Origin of the sequence: Oceanicaulis sp. (assembly GCF_051859625.1) — a bacterium.
Taxonomy (GTDB): Bacteria; Pseudomonadota; Alphaproteobacteria; order Caulobacterales; family Maricaulaceae; genus Oceanicaulis.
Genome location: NZ_JBHYFH010000001.1, coordinates 481,485 through 503,121, shown reverse-complemented (window position 1 = coordinate 503,121; position 21,637 = coordinate 481,485). Strand labels below are relative to the sequence as shown.

At 62.8% G+C, this 21,637-nt stretch carries 12 protein-coding genes; 7 read left to right on the top strand and 5 right to left on the bottom strand.

Features of this window, described 5'->3' with window-relative positions:
• Positions 1-11 precede the first annotated feature (11 nt).
• Positions 12-1,484 (bottom strand): M20/M25/M40 family metallo-hydrolase, encoded by a 1,473-nt coding sequence (locus ACTIGF_RS02400; RefSeq protein ID WP_439635348.1) that lies wholly within the window; start codon positions 1,482-1,484, stop codon positions 12-14.
• A gap of 255 nt (positions 1,485-1,739) precedes the next feature.
• Between ACTIGF_RS02400 and ACTIGF_RS02395 the strand changes: the two genes are divergently transcribed.
• From ACTIGF_RS02395 to ACTIGF_RS02370, 6 genes are all read left to right on the top strand, one after another.
• Positions 1,740-2,612, top strand: coding sequence for an alpha/beta fold hydrolase (locus ACTIGF_RS02395; RefSeq protein WP_439635347.1), 873 nt, complete (start codon positions 1,740-1,742; stop codon positions 2,610-2,612).
• A 234-nt stretch (positions 2,613-2,846) separates the two neighbouring features.
• Positions 2,847-5,633, top strand: coding sequence for a TonB-dependent receptor (locus ACTIGF_RS02390; protein ID WP_439635346.1), 2,787 nt, complete (start codon positions 2,847-2,849; stop codon positions 5,631-5,633).
• A 115-nt stretch (positions 5,634-5,748) separates the two neighbouring features.
• The gene (locus ACTIGF_RS02385; protein ID WP_439635345.1) at positions 5,749-7,275 is read left to right on the top strand and encodes a phosphoesterase; all 1,527 of its coding nucleotides are present in this window, start codon (positions 5,749-5,751) and stop codon (positions 7,273-7,275) included.
• Between the two features lie 12 nt (positions 7,276-7,287).
• Positions 7,288-7,863: an RNA polymerase sigma factor gene (locus ACTIGF_RS02380; protein ID WP_439635344.1), complete on the top strand. Its 576-nt coding sequence runs from the start codon at positions 7,288-7,290 to the stop codon at positions 7,861-7,863.
• The gene (locus ACTIGF_RS02375; RefSeq protein WP_439635343.1) at positions 7,856-8,926 is read left to right on the top strand and encodes a FecR family protein; all 1,071 of its coding nucleotides are present in this window, start codon (positions 7,856-7,858) and stop codon (positions 8,924-8,926) included. The genes ACTIGF_RS02380 and ACTIGF_RS02375 overlap by 8 nt, the downstream gene beginning before the upstream one ends.
• A gap of 111 nt (positions 8,927-9,037) precedes the next feature.
• A complete protein-coding gene (locus ACTIGF_RS02370) occupies positions 9,038-11,863 on the top strand; it encodes a TonB-dependent receptor (RefSeq protein WP_439635342.1) in 2,826 nt (941 codons plus the stop codon).
• Positions 11,864-12,058: 195 nt separating this feature from the next.
• On the opposite strand, the gene ACTIGF_RS02365 is transcribed toward ACTIGF_RS02370, so the two are convergent.
• Both ACTIGF_RS02365 and ACTIGF_RS02360 read right to left on the bottom strand, forming a co-directional pair.
• The gene (locus tag ACTIGF_RS02365) at positions 12,059-13,207 is read right to left on the bottom strand and encodes an OprO/OprP family phosphate-selective porin (RefSeq protein ID WP_439635341.1); all 1,149 of its coding nucleotides are present in this window, start codon (positions 13,205-13,207) and stop codon (positions 12,059-12,061) included.
• An 85-nt stretch (positions 13,208-13,292) separates the two neighbouring features.
• On the bottom strand, positions 13,293-14,966 hold the full coding sequence (locus ACTIGF_RS02360) for a methyl-accepting chemotaxis protein (RefSeq protein WP_439635340.1): 1,674 nt from the start codon (positions 14,964-14,966) through the stop codon (positions 13,293-13,295).
• A gap of 413 nt (positions 14,967-15,379) precedes the next feature.
• Here ACTIGF_RS02360 and ACTIGF_RS02355 point away from each other — a divergent pair, with 413 nt between their 5' ends.
• Positions 15,380-17,158, top strand: a complete 1,779-nt coding sequence (locus tag ACTIGF_RS02355; protein WP_439635339.1) for a peptidase M61 — start codon at positions 15,380-15,382, stop codon at positions 17,156-17,158.
• Positions 17,159-17,183: 25 nt separating this feature from the next.
• On the opposite strand, the gene ACTIGF_RS02350 is transcribed toward ACTIGF_RS02355, so the two are convergent.
• Together ACTIGF_RS02350 and ACTIGF_RS02345 are read right to left on the bottom strand one after the other, a co-directional pair.
• Positions 17,184-18,341 carry a pyridoxal phosphate-dependent aminotransferase gene (locus tag ACTIGF_RS02350; RefSeq protein ID WP_439635338.1) on the bottom strand — a complete coding sequence of 386 codons (1,158 nt, stop codon included), beginning with the start codon at positions 18,339-18,341 and terminating at the stop codon, positions 17,184-17,186.
• A gap of 194 nt (positions 18,342-18,535) precedes the next feature.
• Positions 18,536-21,529: a TonB-dependent receptor domain-containing protein gene (locus ACTIGF_RS02345; RefSeq protein ID WP_439635337.1), complete on the bottom strand. Its 2,994-nt coding sequence runs from the start codon at positions 21,527-21,529 to the stop codon at positions 18,536-18,538.
• Positions 21,530-21,637: the final 108 nt, after the last annotated feature.

Sequence of the window (21,637 nt, the reverse complement as noted above, 5' to 3'; positions counted from 1 at the left end):
TTTGGACGGGTCTAGCCTTCCGTTTCCGGATGGACCGCGGAGCGGTCGATCAGCGTGTGGAAGAAGCCGGTCATGGCTTCGAGATTGTCCAGGCTGATGCGTTCATTGTCACCGTGAATGCCCGCAAAATCCTCTTCGCCCAGCGTCACGGCGGTGAAGCGATAGAGCGTATCGGTCAGCGACCCAAAGGCCCGTGCATCGGTGGCGCCGGTGATCATGAAGGGCACGACCGGCGCGCCTTCGGGACCATAGGCCTGAGCCGTCTCTGAAATCAGGCGCCAGGCTTCGCCCTCCGTGGGCGCCACCGGCGTCTGGCTGAAGGGCGCGCCTTCAAGCGTGATTTCAACGCCTTCGAGATCATTGACGCTATCGCGCAGATGGGCGAGGGCGTCCTCCACGCTGTCGCGCGGGTGAAGGCGCAGATTGATCAGCGCATGGGCCTGTTGCGGCAGCACGTTTTCCGCCGTGCCGCCCTGGATGACCGTTGGCGCGATGGTTGTGCCCAGAAGCGCGCGGCCCACCTCTTCCCCTGCCAGCTGGCCGGTGATGATCGGACCGAACGTACCGGGATGGGACAGGATGAACCCGCCGACGCCGCCCATGGTCGGGCCCAGAGCCAGCAGCATGTCCCGCGTCGGCCCGCCCGAGACCGAGCGACTGAACGGCCGGTCCTGTATCTGCACGATGGCGCGCGCCAGCTGGCTGACAGCGGTCTCTTCAGGCGGGGTTGAGGAATGACCGCCGCGCGCCTGCGCCGTCACCTGTACGGTCATGGAGTGTTTTTCAGCGATGGCGATCATGATGGCCGGCGTGCCCGTCACCGGGTTTTCGGACATGATGAAACCGCCTTCATCCACCACGAAGAACGGCTTCACGCCGCGGGCCGCCAAAGCCTCCGCTGCGCTGCGCGCCCCGGCGCCTTCGGTTTCTTCATCGCCGCCCAGAACGATATAGACCCCGCGCCGGGGCGTGTGGTCTTCGGCGATCAGCGCCTCGACCGCGCTCAGAAGGGCGATGAGATGCCCCTTCATGTCCAGCGCGCCACGCCCATAGACATAGCCGTCATGGATCGTGCCGGAGAAGGGAGGAAAATCCCAGCGCTCCAGCGTGTCGCCTTCCACCGGCACGACGTCCTGATGGGCCAGAAGCACGATCGGGTCGAGGACCGGATCCGAGCCCGGCCAGAAATACATCAGCGTATGGGCGTCCAGCTCTGTGAGCTCCGCTTGCGCATGAAGCCGGGGGAAGCGCTCCGCCAGAAAGGCGTGAAACGCCTCGAACGCGGCGCTTTCGACGGCCGGATCCGCGTCATTCGCCACGGTCTGGAACTGCAGCGCTTGCGACAGGCTGTCAGCGATCTCGCCCCGGTCCAGGGACAGTTCGCTCAGGACAGCCGCAGCCGGGGCGTCCGCCTCAGGTCCGGAAGGGCCGCAAGACGCTAAGAGCGCAACGGCGCAAACGCCGGTCAGGATTGCACGAGGCATGGAGTGTCTCCTCAAGACAGGGCGCCGTTTCGGTCAGGCGGCGGGGCGTATCAATGAATTCCCCCCAATCGGGCGGGCTGGCAAGTCATCATGATAAACTTATTGATCAGATAATAAAGATGTTGACTTGGCGGGATGAGTCAGTGTGACTGAAGACCCGGCGCGGAACGGCGTCCGGATGCGCCCGTCACACCATCTGTCCGCTGACCTCCAGCAGGAGCGCTGTGGGGAAGATGCAATCAGTGGAACACATTCATGACCTCACCCCTTGTCATCACTGATCATGTCTGGACGTCCGGGGATGGGCTGAAGCTGTTTGCGCGTGAATATGCGCCTGACAAAGCGGCGGGCCTTCCCGTGGTTTGCATACCGGGACTGACGCGGAACAGTCTGGATTTCGAGGATGTGGCGCCCTGGCTGGCGGGTCTGGGGCGCCGCGTCCTGGCGGTGGACCTGCGGGGGCGGGGGCGCTCGGATCGCGCCGACCCCAAAGCCTATCGTCTGCCGGTCTATGCGCAGGACATCGTGGCGCTGCTGGATTCATTGAAGCTCGAACAGGCGCACATACTGGGCACGTCGCTGGGCGGGATGATCGCCATGCAGATGGCGCGCACGCATTTGCCGCGGCTGGCCGGAGCGGTGTTGAACGATATCGGTCCCAGGATTGAGGCGGAGGGTATCCGCCGGATCGGCGGGTATGCAAAAACGGCCCCTGTGGTGGACAGCTGGAGCGCCGCGACCGAGTACGCCCGGCATATCGCGGGATCCGCCTTTCCCCATTACACGGCCGCAGACTGGGAGCAGTTCACCGCCCGCATGTTCAACCAGGCGCAGGACGGCGCATTGACGCCGACCTATGACCCAGCGGTCGCGAGCAAGGCTCCTGTGTGGATGATCCAGTTGGCGAGCCTTGTCATGTGGCGCCATTTCAATCGCCTGGCGAAGCATCGTCCGGTACTGGTGTTGCGGGGTGCGCGCTCTGACATTCTCTCCGCAAGGACGGTCTCGCGCATGGCGCGCAAACCCCTCGTGACGGCGGTGGAGATTCCGGGCGCATCGCACACGCCGGACCTGACAGAACAAAGCTCAAGGTCTGCTCTGTCGGAGCATTTTTCAAACGTCGCATAGGATGTTTCACGGCGTTCGACCCTCGAGCGTTCAGCCCTCGCAGGCGGACAAGCGTTCAGAAGACTGATCCAGCTCCGTCCGGTCCTGATCACGGACAAGGGGAGGTCCCGCGCCTTCTCCGTGAAGAATTCGTGAAGAAACGCGAGCCTGCGCAAAACCGGCCGCGCAAAGGCGTCTTCCTTCCGCAAACGCTTCGATGCGCGAAGCGTGCTGTGTTGTGGGGGAAGCCATCACATGCCTTTTTCATTTGCTTTGCCGCTGACCAAGCGGAACCGATCCATCGCCGCCGCCGTGCTGTGCGGCTCTGTCTCTGCTGTGGCGCTGGGGGCTGCTTCAGCTCAGGACGCCGAACCTGACGTCATCGTGGTTCGGGGCAGCTTCACCGCCAGCCTGGCGGACTCGCTGGCCGAAAAACGTACGGCCGACGGCATTGTCGACGCCATCGTGGCCGCTGATATCGGCAAGCTGCCGGCGGTGAACGTGGCTGAGGCGCTGCAGCGCATCCCCGGCGTCACCATTGTGCGCGAAGGCGGGGAAGGGCAGTTCATTTCCGTGCGCGGTCTGGGGCCGAACTTCCAGGCGGTGACCATGAACGGCATGCCGCTCGCCTATAACGAAAACATCCGCAATTCCGGCCAGTCAGGCCGTCAGTTCCGCCTGCGCGTCATTCCATCTGACCTCATTGACGGCATCGTCGTCGCCAAGACCCCGACCGCGGATCTGGTGGAAATGGGCATCGGCTCTTCGGTGGACATCCGCACGGTGGCGCCGCTGGATCGCGACAGCTTTGTCTCCGGCTCCCTGTACGGCTCTTATGAAGAGCGCACCGATGATCTGGCGCCGAACGGCTCTCTGGCCGCAGGCTGGCGCAATGCCGACAGCAGCTTCGGCGTGATTGGCGGGCTGTCCTTCTCCCAACGCGAGGTTCAGTTTGAACGCCTGCGTCTGGGCTGGGGCGATGTGGATGTCGCAGGCCTTGGGACCGTGCGCGCGCCGGGAGACATCCAGCCCTATCTCGAGCAGGAAGACCGTGAGCGCATGAGCGCAGTCGGCGGGCTGCAATGGCGTTTGTCCGACACGCTCGAATTCAAGGCGGATGCGCTCTACTCCATCTTCAATAACGAAGTGGTGGAACGCCGTCTGACTTACTACATCCCCAGCCAGCTCGACCGGCTCGACCTGTCCACGGCTGTCGTCGAAGATGGATATTTGCTGGCCGGGACCATCAACGGCGCCCGGATCCGCAACTACACCGAATTCCTTGATCAGCAGCATGAAAACATCAATCTGACCGCGGGCTTCATCTATGAGGTTGGCGGCTGGGAGATCGAGCCGAAGTTCAGCTATGCGCTCGCCAACTCCGACCTCACCACGCCGATCTCACGCGTTGAAATGCGCACCGGCTCTGGCGATGGCGGCAATCTGACCTTTGACCTGTCCAATGACGTGGCGGGCGACGCCGAGATCAATGCGCTCTACACCGATCTCGACCTGACCGATCCGTCTATCGTGCCCTATTACCGCTTCCGTTATCGCCCGATCAATTCCGAGGACGAGGACAAGACCTTCACCCTGGATGTCTCGCGTGATCTGGACATGGCGTTCGGCGGTCTGACGCTGACGCGCTTCATGGCGGGCGGTCAGTACTCGGATCGGTATCGGGACTATCAGCGCCGCGATCGCGATGTGCGCGATGTCAGCCAGTATCTGCGCGCCGGTTATGACATCAATGATCCGGCCTTCATGAACACAATGGTGCCGGGCAACACGTTTGATGAGTCCATCGTCAACGGTCAGCTGTGGACCAGCGCCAATATCCAGCAATGGATGGACGCCTTCACCACTGGCGGTGAATTCCCCAATGTCAGCCCGAACGCGTCTGACCTTGAGCCGACCGCGGGCGATCTGCAGAACTCCTACCGCATCGGCGAGGAGATCACCGCCTTCTACAGCCGAGTGGATTTCGCCTCGGAATTCCAGGGCGTGCCGCTCGATGGCAATGTGGGGCTGCGCTACGTCTCCACCGACACCAATGTCCTGGGCACGACGGTCGCTCCGGTCGACGATGGCGCTGGCGGCGTGACCACGGCCGTGACGCCGACCGAGTTTGACAGCACGTATGAGGAGTTCCTGCCCAGCCTGAACGTCACCTTCGATCTGACCGACGATGTTCTGCTGCGTCTGGGCGCGGCGCGCACCATGACCCGGCCCTCCCTGTCAGAGCTGCGCAACTCGATCAACACCAATTCCGGCACGGTCTCCCAGATCTTCATCCAGGGTGCGGATGCGCTCAATGACGATACGCTGATCCTGACCGCGTCGGCCGGCAACCCGGAACTGACGCCGTACACCAGCTGGAACTATGATCTGTCCTTTGAATGGTATTTCGATGAATTCGGCGCCTTTACGGCGGCGGCGTTCTACAAGGATGTCAGCGATTACATCGCCAGCGACGTGGAAACCCGCACCCTGGCGTTCGCGGTTCAGGACGGCTCGACCCTGCCGGTGGACATTCTGGTCTCCACCCCGGTGAATGTGGGCGACGCCAGCATTTCCGGCATCGAGTTCGGTTTCACCAACAAGCTTGAAATGGGTCTGGGCGTCACTGCGACGGCCACGTTCGCCACCACCAAGCTCGAGCTCGCTCAGCAGGGCGTCGGCGTCCAGTCCGCCGGCATTCAGGGCGTGTCAGACACCAGCTTGTCCATCACCCCGTTCTTTGAGCGCGGCCCGATCTCGGCCAATCTCAGCTATACGTGGCGGGATGATTACCTGACCGACACCGGGGCGACCGTGACCTCGCGTCCGACTGATCCCGATGAAGTCGGCTTCTATCAGAAGGGCTATGGCACGCTCGATTTTGGGGCGAGCTACCAGGTCAATGACTGGCTCGAACTCTACACCCAAGGCACGAACCTGCTCAATGAGCAGCAGGTCTCCTACCAGGGCGTGGAGCGCGAAGTGACCCAGATCCATACCTATGGCCGCACGCTCTATTTCGGCGTTCGCGGAAGTTTCTAAGCCATCCTCTGGCTCTGGTCGGCGCAATGCGCAACCCCCGGCGTCGACCGGGCCAGTTGTTGGGAGAACCCGTCAGACATGACGGGTTCTCTTCTGCTTTTCAGGAGATCTGATCATGTGGCGTCCATGCCTTCTGTCCGTTGCGACCCTTGTGTCTGTGTGCGCGCCGGCATCCGCGCATCCTCATCACGCGCACCCGCACGCCCACGAGGATGTCGAAGCGCCCGCTCGCGAACCGGTCCAGTATCCTGCGCCGTCTGACAGCGCGCGTTGGCTGGCGGGCGATCACCATGTGCATAGCGAATACTCCGCAACCTGGTCTGAAAAGGGCGCGCCCTCAGAAGACCTGCCGCCTGTGCCGCGGATCGCTGGCGATGCGGTCTATCCAATCATCGAAAACGCGCGGCAGGCCCGCGCCTACGGGCTGGACTGGATGGTGTCCACCGATCATGGGGGCCCCAATCACAGTCGGCTCAATCTTGAACGCGCCTATCCGGACGTGCTGGCCGCGCGCGCCGAATTGCCTGAGCTGATCCTGTTTTACGGCATGGAGTTTGATACGCCCGGCGCGGATCATTCCAGCCTGATTATTCCGCACACGCCTGACGAGGCGGAGCGGCTGTTCGAAATCGAAAGCCAGTACAACAAGCGTGAACCCTTTCCGCCGGATCTGGGGTGGGATCTGGAGCCGCGCATGGACGAGGCTCTGCGCGTGATGCGCGATCTGCCGGTGCCGCCGGTGCTGATCGCCAATCACCCGGCGCGGTCCTTCTTCCAGGGAACATATGCGCGCGTTGAACCTTCCGAGCTGCGCCGCTGGAACGATATCGCCCCCCATGTTGCGGTTGGCATGGAAGGCGCGCCAGGGCACCAGGCCCGCGCCATCATGCCTGACGGCGGCATTCACCCGACCGCGCCGCGCGCCGGATACACTGAGGCGCAGACCTTTGGCGGGTATGATCCGCTGACCGCGACGCTGGGCGGGTTCTGGGATTCCATGCTGGGCGAGGGGCGTCGCTGGTGGGTGACCGCGACTTCGGATTCCCATCGCAACTGGCGCGATGGCGGCGATGACTTCTGGCCCGGTGAATACGCCAAGACCTACGTGTTTGCAGACAGGACCTATGACGCTGTCCTGCAGGGCTTGAGAGCGGGGCGGGTCTTCGTCGCGACGGGCGGCCTGATCACTGAGCTCTCCATGGAACTTGAAGCCTCAGGCGGCGCAAGAACCCGGCATCTGGGTGAAACGCTGAGCGTCACCCGGGGCGAGGATCTGGTGATCACCGTGTCCTTCACCGACCCCCAGGCCGAGAACGCCCATGGCGACGACCCCAGCGTGGAGCGCGTTGATGTGATTGTCGGCGAGTTTGTAGAGCCGGTCGGAGAGCATCGCGACCAGAACCCCTCCACCCGTGTCCTGGAACGCCTGCCGCGGTCACAATGGCGTCGGTCCGGCGACAGCCTGTCTCATCAAATCGTCATCGAAAACGTGCAGACAGGATTTTATGTGCGCCTGCGCGGAACGAATACGGATGAAGGCGAGCCGGAAGCTGATCCGCGCGGAGAAAACCCGTGGGAGGATCTCTGGTTCTACTCCAATCCCGTTTTCATCGAGATTGTTTCGGATTCCGAGGCTCAATAAGGGGATGGCCCGGTGTTGACGCAGAAGGGTTCAACGGACCAGGGGGAGGGGCGACGCAAGCTGATCGATCAGCTTTATCGCCAGCACAAGCGCAGCCTGACGGCGCGTTTGCGTCGCGTATATGGCGCAGGTCCCCCCGACCCTCAGGATCTTGTGCAGATCGCGTTCGCCAAACTCGCCACGCTTCCAGATATTGACGCCATCCGACAGCCCGGCGCTTTCCTGTTTCGCGTGGCCGTAAACGCCGGTCTGGACCAGGTGGATCGCCTCGCCAGCGCCCGACGGTTTGAGGAAGAACAATTGCGCGCTGTAGACAGTGTGCAAAATCCGACGCCTGAAACCGTCTATCTAGACCAGGAGGCGCTCACACGCCTTGGGCGCATGATTGACAGCTTGCCTGCACAACAGCGTGAAATCGTCTATCGTGCGCGGTTCAAAGGTGAAACCTTGACCGTGATCGCGCGGGACATGCAGGTCAACGTGTCTTCCGTGTCGCGTCTGCTGGCGAAGGCTATGATCCAGTTGCGCGCGGGTCTGAATGAAGGCGAGAAGAACGAGTATGCACACCCGAGAGCCTTCAATGACTAATTCTGTCTCTGAGTTTTTCCCGGTGGGCAAGGACGGCTCGGTCGAGGATCAGGCTGCCGCGTGGTTCGCCTATTTGCGCTCCGGTCACGACACTGAAGCTGGCCGTGCTGATTTCAGCGCCTGGCTGCAGCAAGATCCCTCACACGTCCACGCCTACACAACCATCAAGCAGGCCTGGGAGGCGTTTGCGGAAGTCGATCGTGTCGAGGAGCGACTGACCGTGTCCGCGAATGACGTGCGACAGGACGAGCCGTCAGCGCGATTTGAACAGCCGCGTTCGGTTTGGCGCGGCTGGAGCACGGCGGCCGCGGCCTTGGTCGCGGTGACGTTAGGGCTGGGAGTGGCGGCAGGTGCGCTTCACCAGCTTCTGAGCCCGGCGAGCGACACCGTGCAGGTCGCGGCTCAGGTCGAAACCTTGCGCTTTCAGACCGGCGTTGGCGAGGTCGAGACGGTGTCCTTGCCGGATGGCAGCGTGATCACGTTGAGTGGAGATACGCGCCTGCAGGTGCGGCTCGGCGAAATCCGCGAAGTGGTTCTGAGTGCAGGGCAGGCCTATTTCGAGGTCGCCCATGATGTCGCACGCCCCTTCGAAGTGCGAGCGGGCGCAGCTGAAGTGCGTGTCGTCGGGACAGCGTTCGACATCCGCCACGGCGCGAACGCCGTAGCGGTGTCCGTCACCGAAGGACGCGTGCGTCTGACTTCTGCTGCAGTCTCGACAGAGGAGGAAAGCGCGTTGTCCATGCTGCTCACGCCCCGACAACAGGCGGTGCTGTTTGACGATGGCGCGGTTCGGCGCGGCGCTTTCGACGCAGAGCGCACGCTCGCCTGGCGTCAACGCCGGTTTTATTTCGAAGACGCTTCCTTGTGTGATCTCATCATTGATGTGAATCGCTTCACGCAGACGCCTGTCAGCGCCACCGATCCTGACGCCTGCGAAATGCGCGTCAGCGCTTCGTTTGACAGTGAGCAGATCGATCAGACGCTGGAGGCCGTCGCGCACAGTCTGGGCCTCAATCTGGAGCGCCGTTCCGGAGAGATCCGACTTGTGAGCATGAAGGGATAGGCAGCGCCAGACCCCGCGTGTGCGGAAACGGGGGGCGATGTGATCAAACTGACAGGCTTCCTTGATAGCATGCCCACAGCCCGTCTGAGGGGGCGGGGATGGGGGAATACCGTGTCGTGGATCTGGCGATCGTGTTTGTGCGCGATACTGGCGGCTTGCCTGGCCGGCTTGGGCTTTCACGCCCCTGCCTGGGCCAGGCAGGGGGCGTCGCCGTTCGAGCTCAGCCCGTTGAGCGACGTGCTGGACGCCTTGTCGCGGGAGTATCATCGCCCCATTGTCGCCAGTCCTGACCAGTTGCGAGGGCGTATGGCGCGCCTGCCGCAATCAGCCCTATCGCTGGAAGCGGCCCTGACAGGGCTTCTGGAAGATCAGGCGCTGGACTTTGAAGTGCTTGAGAGCGGAGCTGTGATCATTCGCGCAGCGCCGCCGCGTGATGAGGTGCGACTGGAGGCTGACCCGGTGCGGCCCGAGCGTGGGCCGGACACCGTCATTGTTCGGGGGCGGTATTCCGGCAGCCTGGCCTCGGCGCGTCAGATCCGGCGGCGATCCACCAATTTGGTGGACGCAATCGATGCTCAGGATATTGGCGATTATCCGGCGCGCAATGTCGCGGAATCCCTGCTCCGCGTGCCTGGCGTTTCGATTGTGCGCGAACGCGGGGAGGGATTGTTCGTCAGCGTTCGCGGCCTGGCGCCGAATTTCCAGCTTGTCACGCTCGACGGTCGGGCTCTGGCCGTGAACGAGAATGTCCGCGATTCCGGTCAGGACGGCCGCCAGTTCCGGTTTGACGTTCTGGCGCCGGAGACCGTGGCCGGGGTGAGCGTGATCAAGACCCCGACTGCCGATCACGATGAGGGCGCTATTGGAGCCATCATCGACATCAAGACCTATGACCCGCTCGACTTGCCCGATGAAACCTTTCGGTTTTCGGCCGCCGGCAACCATTCCGATCTCGCCCAAACGCTCAGTCCTCGCGTGTCCGCACTGGCGAGCTGGCGTGATGACGCTGCCTCGACGGGCCTGATGCTGGCCGCGAGTTTTCTGGAGCGCGACGGTCGGCAGGATCGTGTGACAGGGGTGGATTATCGCGAGCTGGACATTGACGGCGAGAGCATGCTGGCGATGACGGCCGCGCGCCCCACGCTGGAATGGGAGACGCGTCGGCGCTTCACCATCAATGGCAAGCTGCAATGGCGAGGCGCGCGTCAGGCGCTGGAGGTGGGCGTATTTCATACCCGTCTCGACAATACCTATAACGAGCTGACCTATTCAGCAGGTCTCAACGAGCCGCACGAGCGTATCGCTGTCACGCGCGCGGATGGGGCTGTGGCGTCCGTAGAGGGGCAGGGATCATCCCAGATCGGCTATGAGCGGTCGCAGCTACGTCATGACAATTCGATCCTGACGCTGGAGGGGCGTCGGGACTGGGGGCGCTGGAGCGTGCAGGCCGAGCTTTCGGGAACGCGCGCTGTGAGTTCGACAGCCAGTCCGATCCTGCGCACCCGGCTCCAGGGGGATGTTGGACGGATACGGCTCAGCCAGCCCGCTGCGGGCGCAGAGCTTCCCGAAGTCCGTTTGCTGGAAATCGACCTGAATGATCCATCCGCCTTGCCCTTTCGTCGTATCGAGTGGCGACGTCAGAAATCTGTGGATGAAGAGTTGAGCGGCGGGGTCGATGCAGTGCGGGCGCTCAACGCCGGTCCCTTCGAAGACATCGTCATGGGGGCGAGCTGGCGCAGCCGGTCGCGCACTTACACAAGGCAGGATGTGATCCTCACGGACCTCGCCGGAGACCGTTTTGGCGCGGAGATGTTTGATCCGTTTCCGGTATCGGGTTTCCTGAACTCAGGGTCAGGCATTCTGGACAGCTGGTTGCAGCCCGACGCTGACGCCTTTCTCGCCCTGTCAGACCGCAGCGCGTTGTCGCGTGAACCCACATCCTGGGATTTGCGAAATTCCTACAAGGTGAGTGAAGACATCGCCGCAGGCTATGTGATGACGAATATGGACGCCAGGCTGGCCGAGCGGCCCTTGCGTCTGAATATGGGGGTGCGGCTGACCCATTCAGAACAGCGGTCTTCAGGGCATGCCGAGGAAGACGGCGAAGCTGCGCCTGTGTCCGTCACCCGTCGCTATGTCGACGCCTTGCCCTCGCTGAATGCAGTCTATGAAACGACGGACCGCCTGTGGTTCCGCGCCGCAGCGGCGCGCGTCATCACGCGGCCCTCTCTGGCCGACCTGGCCCCGCGTCTGACGCTGAACTCCGCAGAGACCGTGCTCGAGGCGCGGGGCGGCAATCCCGGCTTGGGGCGTTACCAGGGCTGGCAGTACGATGTTTCAGCTGAATATGACGCGCCGTCGGGCTTTCTCAGCGTGGGGCTGTTTTACAAGGATATTGACCAGTTCGTCTTTGACCGGGTGTCCACGCTCGATCTTGGCGGCGTGATGTATGAGCTGACCGGACCCGCCAATGGCGGGCGCGCCAGCGTCTATGGCGCGGAGATCGCCGGGCAGCTCATCTTCACCGGCTTGCCGGCGCCGTTCGATGCGATGGGGGTGCATGCGAACTACACATTGACCCGCTCACACGCGCACTATTCAGACACGTTGACCGATGACCTTCCGGATGTGGCCCCTGCGAGTTTTCACATCACCGGTTTTTACGAAAGCGACCCGTTTCAGGCGCGTATCGCCTATAGCTGGCGCGACAGGCTGATCACTTCCGTCGGCCCGGACGCCGCCCTGATCTCAAACCGGGACGCGTTCGGCAGCCTTGACGCCTCCGCCACCTGGAGCCCGTCGGACGCATTGGAGATGCAGCTGCAGGTGACGAACATGCTCAACGCCAGGCAGTCCGAGTTTATCGGAGACGGCCTGTTTGCAGGTTATACGGAGTTTGGCCGAACGGTCTCTCTGGTGGCGCGCTACAGCTTTTAAAAACCAAGTCAGGCTGCGCCATCGCTCAGCATGGCGCGCGATTCTTGAGAGCGCCGCCCCGGCAGAAGGCGGGCGTGTCGCCGAAGGGGGCGAGGGGGTGAGCTATGCGACTGCAGCGGGGCGGGTTGGACGCCCGGACGGACGCCCCGATGTGCTCTGACCTTCCAGCTTCGAATCCGGTCGAGGCCTGGTGTTTCACCAGTCAAGCTGCACGCGAAGGCCCAGCGTGTCGCCGGAGGCGCCGTCCGCGAATTCGACCGGAATGAACGCCAAGGAGGAGGTGTCGTGGCGAACCCAGTTGACCATGACCCGCACCCGGTCTTCAGGATACCAGTTCAGGGCCAGAGAGACGCTGGTGAGTTCATTGGACTGTGCGGGGCCTTGTTCGATCTGGGTCAGGCTGTAGCGCGCCCCGATCTGGAAGGCGCCAGACCCGCCCGCGCTCAAGGGACGCAGGACAGTCACACGCTGAAAGGTGGAATTGGCGGGATTGAGTGAGCGGTGCTCGCCGGTCAGCATGTAGGCCGCCTCGACATATCCGCCCTCAGCCTGAACATCAGGGCCCGAATTGGAGGCGAAGCGTCGCGCGCCCGCTTCGGCCTGCACCGAGACGGCGCCCAGAGCCAGCCCGGTCTCGAAGCCCAGGAAAGACGCCGTGTCCGGCGCGGTCAGTGAAAACTGGAGCAGTCGGGGGCCGGCGTTGATTTCTGGCGTCAGACCGCCGCCGTAAACGGCTGCGCTGGAAATGTCCGCGACGTGCCCGGAGACGCCGAGATGGAACTGATCGCCGGTTTCGCGCGTGATCACGCGCCCCAGACGAACTCCGGCCTGTGCTCCGTCATGATCCAGGACAAAGGAGTCTCCATCGCTCCCGGTTCCGAACACGCCGGCTTCGGCGTGCCAGCCATTCTTCGCGAACTCGTACGATACGCCGAGCGCATATCCGGGAGAGAATTGTGCAAAGGTGGCGCGTTCGAGAAATGTCGAGAACAAGTCGTCTGTCTTCTCGTCCATGACGGACGGGACCTTGTTGTGCCCGAAGACAAAGCGGTGGGATGCTGCGGGACGATACCAGATCAGGAGATCCTGCTCGGCGATCTGATCGCCAGCGAAATCAAGATCAATGACGCCGCCCCAGTGTTCGGTGAACTGCGCGGCCAGTCCCAATCGCGCCCTGCGGTCCACCGGTATGTCGTCACCGAAGGGCGGTTCCTCGGACAGATCGAGCTGAAGCCGGCCAATGACGTCAAACGTCGGCAGGCTGCGCGTCTCTTCATTTGCATAGGCCGTCCCGGAGGCCAGGAGCGCGGCGGAGAAGGCTGAGGCGACACTCAAAGGCTTCATGACATGAACTCCTGGTCCCGTGTTTTTGACGAGCGCCGCCCGCCGGGACGGTCTGTCCCGGCTGTTTACGAAGCGCTTTTTTGCGTTATGCGGCCCGAACAGCAGCCATGAAGGCGTCGAACCTGGCCTGCATGCTCTCGGCGCGTTCAGCCAGGGCCTTGGCGTTGGTCAGCCCCTTGTCAGCCGAAGACTGGGTGGAGGTCGCAAAATCACGGACGTTCTTGATGGAATCGTCCACTTGCTGGGTCGAGGCCGCGGCGTCTTGCGCACTGCCCGCGATCTGGCGGGTCGCGGCGCTTTGCTGGTCCATCGCAGCGGCGATGGCTGCGCAGATTTCATCAACGGACTGGATCGACTTGGTGATGGCGTCCATTGAGCTGGTCGCGCCTTCGGACGCGGTCTGCACGGCTGAGATATGACGCTCGATATCATTGGTGGCGTTCGAGGTTTGCTCGGCCAGGGCTTTGACTTCACTAGCGACGACCGCGAAGCCCTTGCCGGCTTCACCGGCCCGCGCGCTTTCAATGGTGGCGTTGAGCGCCAGCAGGTTGGTCTGCTCGGCGATGGCCTTGATGATGTCGACGATCTGTCCGATGGCGATTGCGGTTTGCGCCAGCTCCTGGATGTCTCCGGTGCTGCGCTGGGAGTTTTCGACCGCCTGGCGTGACAGATTTGCGGATTCTGAGATTTGCGAACTGATCTCGGCGATCGAGGCGGACATTTCTTCCGCTGCGCCCGCCACGGTCTGGACTGCGCCGGTGGAATTCTGAGCCGCCGTCTGGGCCTGACTGGTTTCATTGTTCATGGATGAGGAGTTCCCGGCCAGCCCGGACGCGGCGTCTTCCATGTCGCTGGCCAGTTCGACCAGGCTGGACATCAGTTCGGACGATGTGGCCTCAAAATCCGACAACAAGGCGTCAATGGATTCCTGGCGTTTCGCTGCGGCTTCACGGTTTTGCGCCTGTTCGGCGGCTATCCGGTCAGCTTCTGCAAGCGCAAGCCTGAAAACTTCAACGGCTCTCGCCACCTCGCCCAGTTCATCGCCGCGCTGGGTGCCCTCGATATCCAGGGAGCGTTCGCCCTTGGTCATGCGTTCCATGGCCTGTTTCAGCCGGTCGATAGGGCCAGAAATATCGCGTCCGAGAAACACGCTTGCTGCAACCGCCAGCACAATGGCCAGAAGCGCGCCGCCAATGCCGATCAGACGCCCTGTGGAGAGGTTGGCCTGCAGCGTTTCCTCGCGTTGTCCGAGCAGAGCGCTTTCCATAGCCGCAAACTCGGCGAGCAAGACGCGAATTGAGTCCATTTGCGTTTTGCCGGCCCCTGAAATCTCCATGTTTTGCGCCTGCTCACGGGTCGCAGGCGAGCGCATCAGGGCGATGGCGCGTTCAGCATGGTTGATTCGCCAGTCGAGACCGGTCTCTGTGATTTCAGTCGCGAGACGCGTGGCGCGCGGATTATCGCTTGTCTTGGACAAGAGAGTCTCCACGGCGTTATCGAAATTCTCTTGCCCCGCAATATAAGGCTCAAGGAAATTGTCTTCGCCTGCCAGTAGAAAGGCTCTCAGCCCGGTTTCCTGATCAATCATCGCCATTTGGGCTTGATCGAGCAGGCTGAGCACCTCGTATGTGTGCTTTGTCCAGGCCGAGCTTTGAAGGCTCCGATTGACGTTCAATACAAAGATTGCGCCCAGCAGCACGGCGATGCCCGCCAAGGCGCCGCAGGCGGCCGCAAGTTTAAGTGCGATATTGATTCGCATCAGGCTCTCTCCAGGCGATGGCGGGAACACCCTGCGGTTGCTTGGTTAAGAAGGGTGAAACCATGAAGCCTGTGTGTGCTCAATTATAGATTTTGAACCCGAGTTCTGGCGGACGGATCGGGTCGCCGTCGTATGACAACTCTCCGGGAGCCAGTCGACGCTGTGCCCAGGCCCGCCAGTGTCAGGGCCGAAACGGTCATCTGGATAGCTTTTCCGGCTCAGCGGCGCCTGTCGCGAAACCGGACTGTCAGAGCGATCAGAGTGAAGCGGTCAGGAGATGCGCCGCCCTCTCTTCTGGCCGGCCGGTATGTCAATGCGGCGTGTTTATGCGTCGCGGCGGGGGCTGGCGCGGACAATGGCAAGAATATTCCCTGGCGCGGCGCTACACTGGCCCCAAAGCATGAGGTCAGGATATGCGGTTGAAACAGTCTTTGCTCGCGGGTGTCATGGGAGCGGTATTGGCGGCGTGCGGCGCGGCGCCGGAACCGGGCGGACCCCCGCAAACATCGCTCGCGCCGTCCGTGGCGCTGACCCTCTCGCCGCAGGCCGGGGCGGACGAGCCCGATCAGATCGAGACCGTGCAGTTGCGCTTTGTCTTTGACGGCATTCGCGCCCAGGCCGGCGAGCCTGTTTTCCAGCTCCCTCTCATCGCCAGCAATGTGGATACGGTCGCAACGGTTCTTCACGATCTGGTAGCGGAAGATGCGCAAGGCCCGATCGAGCTGAGCTATCAGGATGTGGACTTGCCCGAGCAATCGGCGCGCGACGCCGTCAGCGGCGGCCCGACGCGCCAATGGCTGGCCGGGCGTGCGACGCAAGGCCCGGTGACGGTCCGCTTTACGGTTCCCGCGGAGGCGAGCTTGCCGCCGCGCGGCCCGGCGCCGCCCTTCGGCTTCAGCAATAACGGCCAGGGCGTGTCCGCGGCCGGGCATATCTTTTTCATTCTGCCGCCGGGCGCGAACCGGTACGACGCCAGTATCGACTGGGATTTCTCCCGCGCGCCGGACGGCATGCGCGGGTTCAGCTCGCTGGGCGAAGGAGACGTACAGGCTGCCGAGCGTCTGAGCGGGTCTGAGTTGCGCATGGGCTTTTACATGGCGGGCGCGCTTGAAAGCTGGCCGGAAGTCACTCCGGAGCGGGGCTTTTTCGGCGTGGTCCAGGGCGAGCCGCCGTTTGACGGCCCGGCCCTGCTGAGCTGGGCGGGCGAGCTCTATGATGAGTACGCAGATTTCTTTGGGCAGGACGAGACGCCGACCTATGGCGTCTTCATTCGCTATAATCCGATCAATGGCGGCGGCGGCGTCGGGCTGCACCACTCGTTCGTGCTGACCTATAAAGAGGAGTCAACGGACGTCGCAGCGCTTCAGTCCACGCTGGCCCATGAGATGTTCCACACCTTCCAGCCCTTTATTGCTGAGCCGGGCGGACTTCAGTCCTCCTGGTTTGGCGAAGGGCTCGCCGTGTTCTATCAGGCGCGTCTGCCGCTGCGCTTCGGCCAGATCAGCGCTGAAGATTTTCTGGCGGATCTGAACTTTCACGCCGGCCGCTATTACACCAGCATCATGGCCACGGCGCCCAATAGCGAGGTGCCGACGCGGTTCTGGACGGATACGCGTATCCGGACCCTGCCGTACGACCGGGGCATGCTGTATTTCGTGACGGTGGATCACGCCGTGCGACAGGCCAGCGGCGGCGCGCGGTCGCTCGATGACCTGATGCTTGAGATGCTGCGCCGTGAGCAATCTGGCGAAACGCTGACCAACGCCAGCTGGGAAGCGGTGCTGTCCGCCGAGCTGGGCGATGAAGCGGTTGAGGAGTTTCGGGCGTTTCTGGACGGCGCCATGCCGATCCCCGCACCAGACGCCTTCGGTCCGTGTTTCACGCGCACCACGCGGTCCATGCGTCGGTACGAGCTGGGCTTTGACACGGCGGTGCTCGCCGAGCCGACGCGCATCATTCGCGGACTGGAGCCTGGCTCCGCCGCCGCTGAAGCGGGTTTGCGCAATGGCGACGAGATTTTGCGTCCGGTTCCCCAAGATCATCTGCAGGGGGATCAGGATGCGCGACTGACGCTTGAAATTCGCCGGGGCGAAGAGAGGTTCTCCGTCACGTACTGGCCGCGTGGCGAAGTGGTGGACGCGTATCAGTGGGAAATTGTTGAGGGGGCCGAGACCCGATCCTGCGGACTGTGATCAGGCGCCGGCCGGATCCTGAAGGTCAGACGACTTTCCGGATCCGGGCCTGGCGATAGGCCTGCAAGCCTTCGGTGAAACGGGTCAGCCCCTCTTCCAGCTGCGCGGGGTCTTGCACATAGCCCAGACGCACATAGCCGGGCTGACCAAACAGCTCGCCGGGGGCGACGATGACATTGCTGTGCTCCATCAGCCAGGTGGAGAACGCCTGCGTGTCTTCGATCTCATTGAGCTTGAGGAAGGCGACGCAGCCATGATCGGGCAGCGCGCTCTCCACCCAGCCTTCCTGGCGCCAGAGATCGCAATGGCGCGTCATGACAGGCCGGGCGGCTTCCGAGAGGCGCTGCACATAGGCGTCAAAAGAGGCGCTGTTTTCAAGCACCAGCGCTGCGACGGCATGTCCGAGCTTGGAGACGCCGAACGAGAAATGATCCGTGTGCGCGCGCAAGCGTTTCAACGCGTCCTCGGAGGCGATGATCCAGCCGCAGCGCAGCGTGCTCAATCCGTAGATCTTGGTCAGGCTGCTGATCGAGATGAACCGGTGCGAGCGTTTTGCGCCAATATCCTGACGCGACCTCATCGGCCCGTAATCGCGATACACCTCGTCGACCACCACCCAGAAATCACGCGCCTCCGCCAGCGCGGCCAGCGCGTCCAGTTGATCGGGCGGGATCGGATGGCTGGACGGGTTGTGAAGGTCTGAAACCACCACCATGCGGGTTTTGGGCGTCAGCGCGGTTTCCAGCCCAGCAAGATCAAGCGCGAACTCGGGCGCCGGGCGCTGGAAATGATCAACGTTGAGGTGGTTGTTGGCGGCGAGGCTGTCAAACAGCTCAAACCGCGGCGTCTCCACCAGCACATGATCGCCAGGCTCAAGCAGGGCGCGATAGACCGTATGCAGGCCTTCGGTCGCGCCGGTGGTGCTTATGATCCAGTCCCGCGGCACGTCATAGCGGCGCGCAAGGGCGGAGACGGTGTAGGGATTGCCGCCGATAAAGGCGCTGGTATAGCGCGACGTGACGGGGTCTCTGAACGCGTCGGACACGAGTTCCCGGACCAGTGATTTGGGCTCTGGAACGGCGCTGTCAAACAGGGCCCAGGCTTCTCGCGGCTCTTTGGCGAGCCGTTCGATCATCCCGCGTATCCATGACGCATAGTCCATGGGGTCCGTACTTTCTGCCATTGTGCCGCCGCCAGAACAGAGGCTCTGCTCACCGTTGATAGCGTTCGGGGAGAGGCCTTTTTATGCATTCAGCGGCGAGGCCTCTGGAAAGGCCGCATAATCCTGCCTGCGCGAGAACGCCGGTCTGGGCGTGTCAGTCTGCGCAGATGGCGAACGGGAGCGCCTCGGCTGAGACGCTCCCATGCGCGACCGGTCTAGAACCGGTAATTGGCGCCGACGAACCAGCGGCGTCCCAGGATGTCGCCATGGCTCAGCGACGGGTAGGACGGTTCTTCATCGGTGACGTTGATGACGCCGGCCCGCAGGGTCAGGTCATCGGTCAGCTGATAAAGCCCGGAAATATCGTGGGTGATATTTGAGTCCAGAACCGGGTTGGGATTGTTCTCGATGGTCGCGCCCGGCGCCGCCAGGACTTCATCGAGATAATACGCCTGGTAGGTCATGCGCAGCGGCCCGCGGGTCCAGATCGCGTCAAACCGGCCCACCCATTCGGGTTTGTCATCCGTGCCGTCGGTGCGAATGAAGGTCGAACCTGTGGCGGACGTGGTCAGAAGGCTCGTATGCGTGGCCTGCAGGCCCAGGGTCAGCTGGCCGGGATCAAAGCTGGTGAACCAGCTTTCAAGCGGCAGCTCGTACTGGGCGTAGTAGACTTCGCCTTCATAGCGGATTTCGCCAGCGTTCACCGTCGTCGAGCGGCCTGTGACCACGGTGCCGGCCGGGTTGGTGCCTTGCGGCGCCGCCAGGCGGGTGAAGGCGGCGCAGATGTCGGCGGGTTGCTCGGCGCTGTCATAGCAGGTCGCCATGAACTCTTCATTGGTGAAGGCGGACAGACCGTCCGTCAGATCAATCTCGATCCGGTCCACCGTCAGGGTCAGCCCCGGAACGAAGGACGGCTCGAACACGAAGCCATAGGTCCAGGTGTCGGACACTTCGTTCTTGAGGTCCCGATTGCCGCCCGTGGTGATCTCCGTGAGGGTGAAGTTCTCCGCCGGGTTCTGGAAGGTGGCCAGATCGCCGTAATTGGGATTGGCGGCCCATTCCGCTTCGCAATTGGCGCGGCGCACAGCCGGGTTCGGGCCGGCGTCAATGCGGTCGGCGTCACACGGGTCGATCCCCGAGCTGCTGAGCACGACATTGGTCGGGGCGAACAGCTGGGTCAGGGTCGGAGCGCGGAAGTTCCGGCTGCGCGAGGCGCGCACCATCAGGTCTTCGCTCACACGCCAGCGCAGCCCGGCGCCCCAGACGGTCTCGGCTTCGGTGATGGAGTTGTCCACATACCGGAAGGAGCCTGAGAATTCGAGTTCCTGCACGAAAGGCAAGGTGAAGTCGCCGCCCACCAGAGGCGCCAGGACTTCCACGGAGAGCTCGTCGGTCTTGTAGTCGCCTTCTTCAGCCAGGACGCGTGATCCCGTGCCGACAAGGCCAAGACGGTTCGCTTCCAGCGGATTGAACTCAGCTTCCTCATAGCGGTGCTCATAGGCGAGCACATAGTCGACCGGACCTGCGGGCAGATCAAACAGGGAGCTGCCGAGCGTGGCGAGGAAATCAAACTGGGTGTTGGTGAAATCCTGACCGGTCCGCGCAGAGACATAGTTTTGCGCCTCTGCCGAGATATTGCCGAACCCGAACGGATTCAGCGGTGCGCAGGCCGGATCGTCATTGCTGGCGTCCGCATCGACATTGATGGCGCAAACGATGTTGCCCGCGCCGTCGCTGACGGCGGCCAGGGCGTTGTCCATGTGCGCGGTGTTCACGCCCCAGGAGCGGACCTCGCCCTCAACGCCGGCATAGCTGCCTGACACCGTCCAGTAGAAGTCGCGATCTGCGGCGAAGAACTCACCTTCCGCGCCCAGCATGGCGCGCCAGCTGTCGGTGGTGTGCGTCTGGCGGTCTTCCGGGAAGAGCTGGCCGTCAAAATGCTTGGACATCCACATCGGCGCGCCGAACGCGAAGCCGGGATTGACCTGGCTCAGCGAGGCGATGGCGTCTGCGGTCAGGAACGGGTTGTTGACCGTGAACAGGATCGGGCCAGACCCGCTGGCCGCGCTGTTGAGCACGGTGCGCGACGCGCCTTGCGGGCGCTCTTCCGCTTCGGTGGACGAGTACATGAATTCGCCCGTCAGACGCAAATTCGGCGATACGTCGTAATGGGTGATGACGTTGGCGGCGATGCGCTCGACGCCGGTCCGCAGACCCGCCAGATCGCTGTAGCGGAAACCGTCCCCGCCTTCGGCGAAGGGAATGCCCAGGATGTTGCCCGGATCATAGGGAACGATGCTGCCGTCTGCGGCGAACTGGATCGGGCTGCCGTTCAGGCGCGCCAGAAAGTTCGGGGGCGGGGCGGGGGTGGAGTAGATCACGCCGTTGGTGTTGAAGTTCCAGAAATGGGCCGGGATGACCTCGCTCACGGACGGGATGCCGTCATTGGGTCCCGTATCAAGCGGATTGCCCTGGGTCAGACGCGCCAGGTTGGAGCGCGGCCGGTCGGAGAACTGCAGGCTGGGCGTGTCGGACCATTCGAGGTTGAAGGCGATATTGCCTTTGTCGTCGGCGAAGTTCGTGCCGCCGGTCAGCCGGATCGAAGGCTGTTCGTAGTCATTGTACTCCCAGGAGTCGCCGTATTGCAGGTCGAGCTCCAAGCCTTCGTAATCATCAACCAGGATGTAGTTCACCACGCCGGCGATGGCGTCTGACCCGTACACGGCGGCGCCGCCGCCCTGGACGATCTCGACCCGTTCGATCAGACCGGTGGGGATGATGTTAGCGTCGACCTGTGCGTCCCCGAGACCGCTGGAGGTGGTGACGAACCGACGACCGTTGACCAGGCTGAGCGTCCGTCCGGCGCCAAGACCGAACAGCGAGGGATATTGCTGGCCGGAGCCGCTGGACTCGCCGCTGCCATCGGCCTGGTTCAGTTGCGGCGCCATGGACGGGATGTCGTTCAGGGCGTCGGCTGCGCTCAGATAGCCGCGATCCTCGATCGATTGCGCGCTGATTTCCGAAACCGGCGCCGGGGTCGAGGCGACCGAGCGGCGGATCCGCGAACCGGTGACGACGATGACTTCAGCCGAAGCCGTGTCGTCCGCTTCGGTTTCAGTTTGGGCCAGGGCGCCGGGTGCGGCGCTGAGCAAGGCGGCTGTCACCAGTGCGGTGGTTGAATACAGCCGTTTCAGAGTGTGACGTTTCATACTGCTTCCCCATTAGGCTTTTTGATTGCGCCCGGCCGATTGTTATTGATGTGCTGACCTGGGCCCGTCCTGAGGTCTAGTTTCATTCATGGCTCGCGAAATATTTAG

Coding starts and splice junctions, on each gene's coding strand:
- ACTIGF_RS02400 (WP_439635348.1), bottom strand. CDS start 1,484: ATGCCTCGTGCAATCCTGACCGGCGTTTGCGCCGTTGCGCTCTTAGCG.
- ACTIGF_RS02395 (WP_439635347.1), top strand. CDS start 1,740: ATGACCTCACCCCTTGTCATCACTGATCATGTCTGGACGTCCGGGGAT.
- ACTIGF_RS02390 (WP_439635346.1), top strand. CDS start 2,847: ATGCCTTTTTCATTTGCTTTGCCGCTGACCAAGCGGAACCGATCCATC.
- ACTIGF_RS02385 (WP_439635345.1), top strand. CDS start 5,749: ATGTGGCGTCCATGCCTTCTGTCCGTTGCGACCCTTGTGTCTGTGTGC.
- ACTIGF_RS02375 (WP_439635343.1), top strand. CDS start 7,856: ATGACTAATTCTGTCTCTGAGTTTTTCCCGGTGGGCAAGGACGGCTCG.
- ACTIGF_RS02365 (WP_439635341.1), bottom strand. CDS start 13,207: ATGAAGCCTTTGAGTGTCGCCTCAGCCTTCTCCGCCGCGCTCCTGGCC.
- ACTIGF_RS02360 (WP_439635340.1), bottom strand. CDS start 14,966: ATGCGAATCAATATCGCACTTAAACTTGCGGCCGCCTGCGGCGCCTTG.
- ACTIGF_RS02355 (WP_439635339.1), top strand. CDS start 15,380: ATGCGGTTGAAACAGTCTTTGCTCGCGGGTGTCATGGGAGCGGTATTG.
- ACTIGF_RS02350 (WP_439635338.1), bottom strand. CDS start 18,341: ATGGCAGAAAGTACGGACCCCATGGACTATGCGTCATGGATACGCGGG.
- ACTIGF_RS02345 (WP_439635337.1), bottom strand. CDS start 21,529: ATGAAACGTCACACTCTGAAACGGCTGTATTCAACCACCGCACTGGTG.